The sequence below is a fragment of the Enterobacter cloacae complex sp. S2 genome, assembly GCF_015159675.1.
GTDB classification, from domain to species: Bacteria; Pseudomonadota; Gammaproteobacteria; order Enterobacterales; family Enterobacteriaceae; genus Enterobacter; species Enterobacter intestinihominis.
Map to the genome: position 1 here is coordinate 1 of NZ_JADDTS010000012.1, position 11,197 is coordinate 11,197.

Annotated in this window: 11 protein-coding genes; 7 read left to right on the forward strand and 4 right to left on the reverse strand. The window is 59.0% G+C overall.

Annotated elements, in window-relative coordinates; translation table 11 throughout:
• Positions 1 to 223 precede the first annotated feature (223 nt).
• Genes betA through betI form a run of 3 tightly spaced genes read right to left on the reverse strand, consistent with a single transcriptional unit; the run spans position 224 to position 3,975 of the window.
• Positions 224 to 1,888: a choline dehydrogenase gene (betA, locus tag IPZ49_RS06635; protein WP_063147224.1), complete on the reverse strand. Its 1,665-nt coding sequence runs from the start codon at positions 1,886 to 1,888 to the stop codon at positions 224 to 226.
• Between the two features lie 13 nt (positions 1,889 to 1,901).
• Complete coding sequence (gene betB / locus IPZ49_RS06640) at positions 1,902 to 3,374, reverse strand: betaine-aldehyde dehydrogenase (protein ID WP_063147218.1); 1,473 nt, start codon at positions 3,372 to 3,374, stop codon at positions 1,902 to 1,904.
• Between the two features lie 13 nt (positions 3,375 to 3,387).
• Positions 3,388 to 3,975 carry a transcriptional regulator BetI gene (gene betI / locus IPZ49_RS06645; protein ID WP_063147216.1) on the reverse strand — a complete coding sequence of 196 codons (588 nt, stop codon included), beginning with the start codon at positions 3,973 to 3,975 and terminating at the stop codon, positions 3,388 to 3,390.
• 128 nt (positions 3,976 to 4,103) lie between these two features.
• Between betI and betT the strand changes: the two genes are divergently transcribed.
• The 7 genes from betT to IPZ49_RS06680 all read left to right on the forward strand — a co-directional run bounded on the left by betT (position 4,104) and on the right by IPZ49_RS06680 (position 10,430).
• Positions 4,104 to 6,137, forward strand: a complete 2,034-nt coding sequence (gene betT, locus IPZ49_RS06650) for a choline BCCT transporter BetT (protein WP_023305649.1) — start codon at positions 4,104 to 4,106, stop codon at positions 6,135 to 6,137.
• Positions 6,138 to 6,275: 138 nt separating this feature from the next.
• Positions 6,276 to 6,530 carry a hypothetical protein gene (locus IPZ49_RS06655; RefSeq protein WP_032621825.1) on the forward strand — a complete coding sequence of 85 codons (255 nt, stop codon included), beginning with the start codon at positions 6,276 to 6,278 and terminating at the stop codon, positions 6,528 to 6,530.
• 2 nt (positions 6,531 to 6,532) lie between these two features.
• Positions 6,533 to 6,817 carry a NadS family protein gene (gene nadS / locus IPZ49_RS06660; RefSeq protein WP_003858821.1) on the forward strand — a complete coding sequence of 95 codons (285 nt, stop codon included), beginning with the start codon at positions 6,533 to 6,535 and terminating at the stop codon, positions 6,815 to 6,817.
• Positions 6,818 to 7,028: 211 nt separating this feature from the next.
• Positions 7,029 to 7,940, forward strand: coding sequence for an iron/manganese ABC transporter substrate-binding protein SitA (sitA, locus tag IPZ49_RS06665; RefSeq protein ID WP_032624705.1), 912 nt, complete (start codon positions 7,029 to 7,031; stop codon positions 7,938 to 7,940).
• Between the two features lie 2 nt (positions 7,941 to 7,942).
• Positions 7,943 to 8,749 (forward strand): iron/manganese ABC transporter ATP-binding protein SitB, encoded by an 807-nt coding sequence (gene sitB, locus IPZ49_RS06670; RefSeq protein ID WP_063147214.1) that lies wholly within the window; start codon positions 7,943 to 7,945, stop codon positions 8,747 to 8,749.
• Entirely contained in the window at positions 8,746 to 9,594 is an 849-nt protein-coding gene (gene sitC, locus IPZ49_RS06675; RefSeq protein WP_032624704.1) for an iron/manganese ABC transporter permease subunit SitC, read from the forward strand. The genes sitB and sitC overlap by 4 nt, the downstream gene beginning before the upstream one ends.
• Positions 9,591 to 10,430: a metal ABC transporter permease gene (locus IPZ49_RS06680; RefSeq protein ID WP_045309216.1), complete on the forward strand. Its 840-nt coding sequence runs from the start codon at positions 9,591 to 9,593 to the stop codon at positions 10,428 to 10,430. Before sitC ends, IPZ49_RS06680 begins: the two co-directional genes overlap by 4 nt.
• On the opposite strand, the gene entD is transcribed toward IPZ49_RS06680, so the two are convergent.
• Positions 10,366 to 11,055, reverse strand: coding sequence for an enterobactin synthase subunit EntD (gene entD / locus IPZ49_RS06685; protein ID WP_063147212.1), 690 nt, complete (start codon positions 11,053 to 11,055; stop codon positions 10,366 to 10,368). The genes IPZ49_RS06680 and entD overlap by 65 nt on opposite strands.
• Positions 11,056 to 11,197: the final 142 nt, after the last annotated feature.

Sequence of the window (11,197 nt, forward strand, 5' to 3'; positions counted from 1 at the left end):
TTGCCAGGGTGGTGGCGACTGAGCCACCCTGGCACGTTCACCGGTCATGTCGTTACAGAGTAGCAAGGAACATAAAGTGAACGGAATGACCACCACCGCCGTATGTTCCCCTCACCCTAACCCTCTCCCCGGAGGGGCGAGGGGATTGCTCAGTGCTCGCATTAATTTGTGGGGAACCCTCAGCCCAAAGGGAGAGGGCCGGGGTGAGAGGAGAAGTTCGCACTCAGCGGCGAACCGGCGCCCCATCCGCCACATAATACGCCGCCGTGCTCTTCGCCAGCGGCTCGCGCCCGCGAATGGCGTCGGCAATCTTCTCACCAATCATGATGGTGGTGGCGTTCAGGTTGCCAGTGATAATTTGCGGCATAATCGACGCATCTACCACGCGTAACCCTTCCAGCCCGTGAACGCGGCCTTCTCCATCGACCACCGCCATGTCGTCGTAGCCCATCTTGCAGGTGCCGCACGGATGGAAGGCGGTTTCGGCGTGGTTACGCACGAACTCGTCCAGCTGTTCGTCGGTCTGGCATTCGACGCCCGGGCTGATTTCGCGCCCACGGTATTTGTCCAGCGCGGGCTGGTGCATGATCTCACGGGTGATGCGGATCGCGTCGCGGAACTCCTGCCAGTCCTGCTCGTGGGACATATAGTTGAACAGGATCGCCGGATGCTGATGCGGGTCGCGGGACTTAATCCGTACGTGCCCGCGGCTCGGCGAGCGCATGGAGCCGACGTGGCACTGGAAACCGTGTTCTTTCACCGCGTTCGAGCCGTTGTAGTTAATCGCTACCGGCAGGAAGTGATACTGAATATTCGGCCACTCGAACTCCTCGCGGCTGCGGATAAACCCGCCCGCTTCGAAGTGGTTGCTCGCACCCACGCCTGTGCCGCCAAACAGCCACTCCGCGCCAATCTTCGGCTGGTTCCACCACTGCAGGGCAGGGTAGAGGGAAACGGGCTCTTTGCATTCATACTGAAGGTACATCTCCAGGTGATCCTGCAAGTTTTCCCCCACGCCGGGTAAATCATGTACCAGCGGGATATCAAACTGCTTCAGCAGTTCAGCGTTGCCCACGCCGGAGCGCTGGAGGATCTGCGGTGACGCAATAGCGCCCGCGCACAGCAGTACCTCTTTCTTCGCTGTCGCTTTTGAAGGAATGGTGCTTTCGCCTTCCAGCCACTCGACGCCCACCGCGCGCTTGCCGTCAAAGATAATGTGATCGGTCATGGCGTGGGTGCGGATGGTCAGATTCGGGCGCGGTTTGGCCTGATCCAGATAGCCGCGCGCGGTGCTGGCGCGTCGGCCCTGCGGCGTGACCGTGCGATCCATCGGGCCAAAGCCTTCCTGCTGATAGCCGTTGAGATCGTCGGTGCGCGGGTAGCCCGCCTGCACGCCTGCCTCCACCATCGCTTCAAACAGCGGGTTCACGCCCGGCTTAGAGGTGGTGACGCTCACCGGACCGTCGCCGCCGTGGTAGTCGTTCGGCCCCACGTCGCGGGTCTCTGCCTTGCGGTAGTAGGGCAGGCAGTTGAGATAGCTCCAGTGCTCCAGACCCGGTTCTTTCGCCCAGTTGTCCAGATCCATTGCGTTGCCGCGCACGTAGCACATGCCGTTGATCAGCGACGAGCCGCCCAGCCCTTTTCCGCGTCCGCACTCCATGCGGCGGTTGTTCATGAAAGGCTCTGGCTCGGTTTCATACGCCCAGTTGTAGCGCTTGCCCTGCAACGGGAAGGCCAGCGCGGCAGGCATCTGGGTGCGGAAGTCAAAGCGGTAGTCCGGCCCGCCCGCCTCAAGCAGCAGGACGGTGGTGTTCGGATCTTCAGTCAGTCGTGTTGCCAGAACGTTGCCGGCAGAGCCGGCCCCGATAATGATGTAGTCAAATTGCAAATAAACCTCCCGGTTAAAATATGGACTGGAATTTACCCATCTCAACCTGGATGGACTTCACCTGGGTGTAACTCTGAAGCGTCATGACGCCGTTCTCGCGGCCAATGCCGGAGTGTTTGTAGCCGCCCACCGGCATCTCCGCGGCGGATTCGCCCCAGGTGTTGATCCAGCAGATGCCCGCTTCGAGCTGATGAATAGCGCCGTGGGCGCGGTTCAGATCGGCGGTGACAATGCCCGCCGCCAGACCGTAGTCGGTGTCATTGGCGCGACGAATGGCCTCTTCGTCAGTGTCATAGGAAAGAATGGACATCACCGGGCCGAAGATCTCTTCGCGCACGATGGTCATTTCGTCGGTGCAGTCGGTGAACACGGTCGGGGCAACCCACGCGCCGTTATCAAAGCCGTCACCCTTCAGCACATCACCGCCGCACAGCACGCGCGCACCTTCCTCTTTGCCTTTGGCGATGTAGCGCATCACGCTGTCGCGGTGCGGGAAGCTGACCATCGGGCCAAAGTTAGTGTTTTCATCGAACAGGTCGCCCGCGCGGATGCGGCCCACGCGCTCAACGATTTTTTGCTCAAACGCGGCTTTGAACTTCGCGGGCACGAACACGCGGGTGCCGTTGGTGCACACCTGACCGGAGCTGAAGAAGTTGGCCATCATGGCGATATCTGCCGCGAGATCCAGATCCGCATCGTCAAACAAAATCAGCGGGGATTTACCGCCCAGCTCCATCGTCACCTCTTTCAGGGACGAGGCCGCCGAGTTCGCCATCACCTTTTTGCCGCTGGCGACGCCGCCGGTAAAGGAGACTTTGGCGATGCCCGGATGCTCGGTCAGGTACTGGCCGGTTTCCGCGCCCACACCCGGCAGAACGTTAAACACGCCGTCCGGCACGCCCGCTTCGGTGTAGATTTCCGCCAGTTTCAGGGCGGTAAGCGGCGTTACTTCGCTCGGCTTGAAGATCATCGCGTTGCCCGCCGCCAGCGCCGGGGCGGATTTCCACAGGGCGATCTGGATCGGATAGTTCCACGCGCCGATGCCCGCCACCACGCCCAGCGGCTCGCGGCGGGTGTAGACGAAGGAGGTCTCGCGCAGCGGGATCTGGCTGCCTTCCAGTGCCGGGATCAGCCCCGCGTAGTACTCCAGCACGTCCGCGCCGGTGACGATGTCGACGGTCGAGGTTTCAGAAAACGCTTTACCGGTGTCGAGGGTTTCCAGCTTTGCCAGCTCGTCGTTGCGCTCGCGCAGGATATCGACGGCGCGACGCAGGATGCGCGAGCGCTCCATGGCGGTCATCGCCGCCCAGATTTTTTGCCCGCGCTTTGCGCTATCCACGGCGCGGTCCACGTCTTCACGCCCGGCGGCCTGCACGCTCGCCAGAACTTCACCGTTGGCCGGGTTGATGGTCTCGAAGGTGCGACCGCTGGTGGCGGATGTATAACCACCATTGATATAAAGCTGCTGTTCTGCCATTCGGGACATGCTTCCTCCTCGGTTAGTCGGTCGGTAAATGCTGGCTGATAAAGTGGCTGGTAAGCGACTGGGCCAGGGTTTTATCCAGCGGTTTGCCGCTGAGCGCGGCGCGCAGCCACAGCCCGTCAATCAGTGCGGCGAGCCCGTAGCCCGCCTCTTCAGCCTGTTCACGCGGCAGTTCGCGGCGGAATTCGTACACCAGATTTGAGAGCAACCGGCGGCTGCTGACCTGCTGCAAACGATAGAGCATCGGCTGATGCATGCTGCTGGCCCAGAAGGCCAGCCAGGCCTTCATCGCCGCGCCGCTGACCTGTGTTTCATCAAAATTGCCGCCGACAATCGCCTGCAAACGCTGCTCTGCACTGCCGTCCGGCAGGGCGCGTAAACGGCTTAATACCGCATCGCGTAACTGACCGGTGATGTCGCGCATGGTTGCTTCCAGCAGACCGTTTTTATCTTTGAAATAGTGGCTGATGATCCCCGTGGACACGCCCGCCCGACGGGCGATTTGCGCGATGGTTGCGTCATGCATTCCCACTTCATTAATTGCTTCCAGCGTGGCATTGATGAGCTGCCTGCGCCGGATCGGCTGCATCCCCACTTTGGGCATTTTTGCCACTCCATTCATCAGCGTTGGTAATCTATTAAAGCGGTTTTTGATTGGACGTTCAATATAAAATGTGTCTTAATTGTTGCGATTTTAGATTTTAATAGTTACAAAAACAGTGGGGATACTGGATGACAGACCTTTCACAAGACAGAGAAAAAGACAAAATCAACCCGGTCGTTTTTTATACGTCCGCCGGGCTGATTTTGTTGTTTTCCCTGACGACCATCTTCTTTCGTGATTTTTCTGCCGAGTGGATTGGGCGCACCCTGAACTGGGTGTCGAAGACCTTCGGCTGGTACTACCTTCTGGCGGCGACGCTCTATATCGTCTTCGTCGTCTGCATTGCCTGCTCGCGCTTCGGTTCGGTGAAGCTTGGGCCGGAGCAGTCCAAGCCCGAGTTCAGCCTGCTGAGTTGGGCCGCGATGCTGTTTGCCGCGGGCATTGGCATCGACCTGATGTTCTTCTCCGTGGCGGAACCGGTCACGCAATATATGCAGCCGCCGGAAGGGGCAGGGCAGACGATGGAGGCCGCGCGTCAGGCGATGGTCTGGACGCTGTTCCACTACGGCCTGACGGGCTGGTCAATGTATGCCCTGATGGGCATGGCGCTTGGATACTTTAGCTATCGTTATAATTTGCCCCTTACCATCCGCTCCGCGCTGTACCCGATTTTCGGGAAAAAGATCAACGGCCCGATTGGCCACAGCGTCGATATCGCGGCGGTGATCGGCACCATCTTCGGCATCGCCACCACGCTCGGGATTGGCGTAGTGCAGCTTAACTACGGGCTGAGCGTGCTGTTTGACATCCCGGATTCGATGGCGGCGAAGGCGGCGCTAATTGCGCTGTCGGTGATCATCGCTACCATCTCGGTGACCTCCGGCGTGGATAAAGGTATTCGCGTGCTCTCCGAGCTGAACGTCGCGCTGGCGCTGGGGCTGATCCTGTTCGTGCTGTTTATGGGCGACACCTCGTTCCTGCTCAACGCCCTAGTGCTCAACGTAGGTGATTACGTGAACCGCTTTATGGGCATGACGCTGAACAGCTTCGCCTTTGACCGCCCGGTGGAGTGGATGAACAACTGGACGCTCTTCTTCTGGGCGTGGTGGGTGGCCTGGTCGCCGTTTGTCGGCCTGTTCCTGGCGCGAATTTCGCGTGGGCGCACCATCCGTCAGTTCGTGATGGGCACGCTGATCATCCCGTTCACCTTCACCCTGCTGTGGCTGTCGATTTTCGGCAACAGCGCGCTGCACGAAATTATCCACGGCAATGCGACCTTCGCGCAGGAAGCGATGGTGCACCCGGAGCGCGGCTTCTACAGCCTGCTGGCGCAGTACCCGGCGTTTACTTTTAGCGCGTCCGTAGCAACCATTACCGGCCTGTTGTTCTACGTCACCTCGGCGGACTCCGGCGCGCTGGTGCTGGGGAACTTCACTTCGAAGCTTAAAGACATCAACAGCGATGCGCCGAACTGGCTGCGCATCTTCTGGTCCGTCGCCATCGGCCTGCTGACGCTCGGGATGCTGATGACCAACGGTATCTCTGCGTTGCAGAACACCACGGTGATCATGGGCCTGCCGTTCAGCTTCGTGATCTTCTTCGTGATGGCCGGGCTGTATAAATCGCTCAAGGTGGAAGACTACCGCCGCGTCAGCGCCAGCCGCGACACCGCGCCCCGGCCGATGGGCGCGCAGGACAGATTGAGCTGGAAGAAACGCCTGTCGCGCCTGATGAACTACCCGGGCACGCGCTACACCAGCCAGATGATGGAGACGGTCTGCTTCCCGGCGATGGAAGAGGTGGCGCAGGAGCTGAAGCTGCGTGGCGCCTACGTGGAGCTGAAAAACCTGCCGCCGGAAGAGGGCGAAACCCTGGGGCACCTGGATCTGCTGGTGCACATGGGCGACGAGCAGAACTTTGTTTATCAGATCTGGCCGCAGCAGTATTCGGTTCCCGGCTTTACCTACCGGGCGCGCAGCGGGAAATCGACCTACTACCGGCTGGAGACCTTCCTGCTGGAAGGGAGCCAGGGTAATGATTTGATGGATTACAGCAAGGAGCAGGTAATTACGGATATTCTGGACCAGTATGAACGGCACCTGAACTTTATCCATCTCCACAGGGAAGCGCCGGGGAATAGCGTGATGTTCCCGGATGTCTAAACGGATTCTTAAAATACCTTCAGACTGTATATAAATACAGTTATTTGGCGCAGCATTACTCAAGGAAGAGTAACCATGCAGCAAGAGCCTGATGCTGAAGCATTCGGGCTTTTGCTGCGTTTAGGGAAGGAACTATGGATGAGTCATGCGATAGAGTTTATCGAAACATCACTCTTTACCCGACAGATTAAAAGCATTGCTACGGATGATGAATTAAAGGATCTGCAAAAGGTGATCTATTTCATTATGGCCTATCCAAAATGCATAAAGGACAGCCTGACAGAGACAGAGAAAGCAGAACTTAAAAAGCTGACTTCCATTCTGAAAAATACTGCTTCCAGTGCCGTAAATTTGAGGTGTACTATGTACCCTAATCAGGCAGGTGGAGGCTGATAATGAGTATTTTTAATGAATTAAAATCTTCGCTTGAAGAGGCCGTTGAGATCCATAACGGAAGAAAAGCCGCTTCCCGGGTAACCCGCTATGAAGTTGCTGATGTGCGCGCCATCAGAGAGCAGCTCAATATCACGCAAAGCGAAATGGCGAAGGCGCTTGGCACGAGCGTCGATACGATAAAGAGCTGGGAGTCTAAACGTCGCAACCCAACCGGGCTGGCGGCGAAGGTACTTAATGTGATTCGGGAGAATCCTGCATTTTATAAGGCACTTGCCGGGCAGTGAGTCGCCCTTATGCCGGGTGGCGCTGCGCTTACCCGGCCTACAAAACTCCAAAACTGCTTTACCGTAGGCCTGATAAGCGAAGCGCCATCAGGCTCTCCCTCCGTTGACATAACTTTAATGATAACTATTTTCATTTAAATATAGCCTGTGCTATACCTTATAGCACGGGCTAATTTTGCTTTTAATTTAATCACCTCAGGAGACTTCTGCGATGCATCCACGGCAAGGATTGAAGCGTCTGTTGCTCGGCGCGCTGCTTATGACCGCGACCACAACCGGCGCGCTGGCGGCTGAAAAGTTCCAGGTCATCACCACTTTTACCGTTATCGCTGATATGGCGAAAAACGTAGCGGGGGATGCCGCAGAGGTCACCTCCATCACCAAACCGGGCGCGGAAATTCACGAATACCAGCCCACCCCGGGCGATATCAAACGCGCGCAGAAGGCGCAGCTGATCCTGGCGAACGGCATGAATCTGGAGCTGTGGTTCCAGCGCTTTTATCAGCATCTGAACGGCGTGCCGGAGGTGATTGTTACCAAAGGCATCACCCCGATGGGCATCAGCGAAGGGCCCTATAACGGCAAGCCCAACCCGCACGCGTGGATGTCGCCGGACAACGCCCTGATTTACGTCGATAACATCCGCGACGCGCTGGTGAAGTACGATCCGGCCAACGCGCAGACCTATCAGCGTAACGCCGACGCCTACAAGCAGAAGATCACCGCCACTCTCGAACCGCTGCGTAAGCAGGTCACGGCGATCCCGGAAGACAAGCGATGGATGGTGACCAGCGAAGGGGCGTTCTCCTATCTGGCGCGGGATTTGGGCCTGAAAGAGCTGTACCTGTGGCCGATCAACGCCGATCAGCAGGGCACGCCGCAGCAGGTGCGCAAGGTTATCGATCTGGTGAAAAAACATCACATTCCGGCGGTGTTCAGCGAAAGCACCGTCTCGGATAAGCCCGCTCGTCAGGTGGCGCGGGAAACCGGCGCCCATTACGGCGGCGTGCTGTACGTTGACTCCCTGAGTGCAGAAAACGGCCCGGTGCCGACCTATATCGATCTGCTGAACGTCACCACCCGCACGCTGGTGCAGGGCATCCGCGACGGGATGAAGGAGTAACCATGCAGAAGGGGATTGTTGTAACCGACGTGACCGTGACCTACCGCAACGGCCACACGGCGCTGCGCGACGCGTCGTTCAGCGTGCCGGGCGGATCGATTGCCGCCCTGGTGGGGGTGAACGGTTCCGGCAAGTCCACGCTGTTTAAGGCGGTGATGGGCTTTGTGCGGGCAGCGAGCGGCACTATCTCCATTCTCGGGCTTCCGCCTCACCGGGCGCTGCGCCTGAACCTGGTCGCCTACGTGCCGCAGTCGGAAGAGGTCGACTGGTCATTTCCGGTGCTGGTCGAGGACGTGGTGATGATGGGCCGCTACGGGCATATGGGGTTTCTGCGTCGGCCTAAAGAGCGCGACAGGCAGATTGTAACCGACGCCCTGAAGCGCGTGGACATGCTTGAGCTGCGTCATCGGCAGATTGGCGAGCTCTCCGGCGGCCAAAAGAAGCGCGTGTTTCTGGCGCGGGCGATTGCCCAGCAGGGCGAGGTGATCCTGCTCGACGAGCCGTTTACCGGCGTGGACGTCAAAACCGAAGCCAGGATCATCAACCTGCTGCGGGAGCTGCGCGACGAGGGTAAAACGATGCTGGTTTCGACCCACAATCTGGGCTCGGTCACGGAATTCTGCGATTACACGGTGATGGTCAAAGGCACCGTGCTGGCGAGCGGCCCGACGGATATCACTTTTACCGCTGAGAATCTTGAGCGCGCCTTTAGCGGCGTGCTGCGCCACGTGGTGCTCAGCGGCTCGGAAGATCGCATTATTACCGACGACGAACGCCCCTTCGTCACGCACCGACAGGAGGCCAAATGAACGTGCTTCTCGAACCCTTCGGCTACGAGTACATGCTCAACGCGATGTGGGTCTCGGCGATGGTGGGCGGGCTGTGCGCGTTTCTCTCCTGCTATCTGATGCTCAAAGGCTGGTCGCTGATCGGCGATGCGCTGTCGCACTCCATCGTGCCGGGCGTAGCGGGCGCTTACATGCTCGGACTGCCGTTCTCGCTGGGGGCGTTTTTATCGGGCGGGCTGGCGGCGGGCAGCATGCTGTTTCTCAACCAGCGCAGCCGCCTGAAGGAGGACGCCATTATCGGGCTGATCTTCTCCTCGTTTTTCGGGCTGGGGCTGTTTATGGTCTCACTCAACCCGACCTCGGTGAACATTCAGACCATCGTCCTCGGCAATATTCTCGCCATCGCCCCGGAAGATATCGTCCAGCTGGCGATTATCGGCGTGGTGTCGATAGTTATCCTGCTGTTCAAATGGAAAGATCTGATGGTGACCTTTTTTGATGAGAACCACGCCCGCGCTATCGGTCTGCGTCCTGAACGCCTGAAAATTCTCTTCTTCACGCTACTGGCGGTCTCTACCGTGGCGGCGCTGCAAACCGTCGGCGCATTTCTGGTGATCTGTCTGGTGGTTACGCCCGGTGCGACCGCCTGGCTGCTGACCGATCGCTTCCCGCGCCTGTTGATGATTGCCGTCGCCATTGGCAGCATCACCAGCTTCCTCGGTGCGTGGGCCAGCTATTACCTGGACGGCGCCACCGGCGGCATTATCGTGGTCGCCCAGACGCTGCTGTTCCTGCTGGCGTTCGTCTTTGCGCCGAAGCACGGGCTGCTTGCCAGCCGCCGTCGGGCGCGGGAGGCACATCCATGATGACGCTGCTCCTCGAACCGTTTCAGTTTGCGTTTATGAACAACGCCCTGATGATTTCACTCCTGGTGGCCGTGCCCTGCGCGCTGCTGTCGGTTTTTCTGGTGCTGAAAGGCTGGGCGCTGATGGGCGACGCCATGAGCCACGCGGTGTTTCCCGGCGTCGTGCTGGCCTGGATGATGGGCCTGCCGCTGGCGCTGGGCGCATTCGTGGCTGGTCTGTTCTGCGCGGTCGCCACCGGATACCTGAAGGATAACAGCCGAATCAAGCAAGATACGGTTATGGGGATCGTCTTTTCCGGCATGTTCGGCGCCGGGCTGATCCTCTATATCGCCGTCAAACCTGAGGTGCATCTCGACCACATTCTGTTCGGCGATATGCTGGGCATTAACGGGATGGACATTTTGCAAAGCGGTCTCGTCGCGGGGTTGATTGCGCTGGTGATTGGCCTGAAGTGGCGCGATTTTCTGCTGTTCTGCTTTGACTATCAGCAGGCGCAGGCGAGCGGCCTGCGCACCCGCTGGCTGCACTACGGCTTACTGTGCATGGTTTCGCTGACCATCGTGGCGACGCTGAAAGCGGTGGGTATAATTCTGTCGATTTCGCTGCTGATTGCCCCCGGCGCGGTGGCGGTGCTGATTACCCGACGCTTTCACATGGCGCTGCTGGTGGCGGTCGCCGTTTCAGCGCTGGTGTCGGTAAGCGGCGTGTATGCCTCGTTTTATCTCGACAGCGCGCCCGCGCCGACCATTGTGGTCCTGTTCGCGTTGGTGTTTATCGTGACGTTTGTGGTGACCAGCGTGAAGGCACGTCGGCAGGAGCGTGTGACAGCAGGGTGATGACCTGTTCGCCGTGCTGCTGCCAGTGAAGGGTGAAGGCAGTGCCTTCCTCAAAGCCTGCAAGTTGACGGGTCAATGCCAGCGTAAGCGTCCTGTCGTCGAGCAGGGTAATGCGGGCGCTGTCAAAACCCATCCAGGCCTGCACCTGCGGAAAGAGGGCCTTGAACAGGCTCTCTTTGGCGCTGAACGCCAGCGTGAGAGCAAGGGCGAACGGGTATCCCGAGCGGGAAAGCACAGGTTCTTCCTGCGTATCAATAATGCCGTCTTTGATTTCCCAGGCTTCGTTTTCGGAAAGGATCGTTTCACAATCGATGCCGATAAGCGCCGGGTATTGCGTGACGACGGCCATCGCCTGCGTGCCGCTGTGGGTGATGCTGCCGGAAATACCTTGCGGCCAGAGCGGTTCGCCGCTGGGGCCGATGCCGGGGATTACGCGCTCGTTTAGCGCATGCGCCGCGGCGATGCGGCCTGCCAGGTGGTCGGATTTGCGCTTGCGTCCGGCGTCAGCCAGTTGTGCGTGATGGGGCAGCCAGAGGAGATCGGCGTCGGTGAAGGTGGTGGGGTCGAAAGTGATGCGGTGGAGGGTGTGGCCGGCGAGAGAAAATGTGCTGTGGGTTGTGTGCATGGTTTTCCCTTCAGTATTGTGCGGCCTGATGCCCTCACCCCGGCCCTCTCCCATAGGGCTGAGGGTTCCCCACAAATTAATGCGAGCACTGAGCAATCCCCTCGCCCCTCCGGGGAGAGGGTTAGGGTGAGGGGAATATACG

Bases quoted from the DNA above. Each gene is read 5' to 3' on its own strand.
- betB (WP_063147218.1), bottom strand. From the start codon at position 3,374: ATGTCCCGAATGGCAGAACAGCAGCTTTATATCAATGGTGGTTATACA.
- betI (WP_063147216.1), bottom strand. From the start codon at position 3,975: ATGCCCAAAGTGGGGATGCAGCCGATCCGGCGCAGGCAGCTCATCAAT.
- betT (WP_023305649.1), top strand. From the start codon at position 4,104: ATGACAGACCTTTCACAAGACAGAGAAAAAGACAAAATCAACCCGGTC.
- IPZ49_RS06655 (WP_032621825.1), top strand. From the start codon at position 6,276: ATGAGTCATGCGATAGAGTTTATCGAAACATCACTCTTTACCCGACAG.
- nadS (WP_003858821.1), top strand. From the start codon at position 6,533: ATGAGTATTTTTAATGAATTAAAATCTTCGCTTGAAGAGGCCGTTGAG.
- sitA (WP_032624705.1), top strand. From the start codon at position 7,029: ATGCATCCACGGCAAGGATTGAAGCGTCTGTTGCTCGGCGCGCTGCTT.
- sitB (WP_063147214.1), top strand. From the start codon at position 7,943: ATGCAGAAGGGGATTGTTGTAACCGACGTGACCGTGACCTACCGCAAC.
- sitC (WP_032624704.1), top strand. From the start codon at position 8,746: ATGAACGTGCTTCTCGAACCCTTCGGCTACGAGTACATGCTCAACGCG.
- IPZ49_RS06680 (WP_045309216.1), top strand. From the start codon at position 9,591: ATGATGACGCTGCTCCTCGAACCGTTTCAGTTTGCGTTTATGAACAAC.
- entD (WP_063147212.1), bottom strand. From the start codon at position 11,055: ATGCACACAACCCACAGCACATTTTCTCTCGCCGGCCACACCCTCCAC.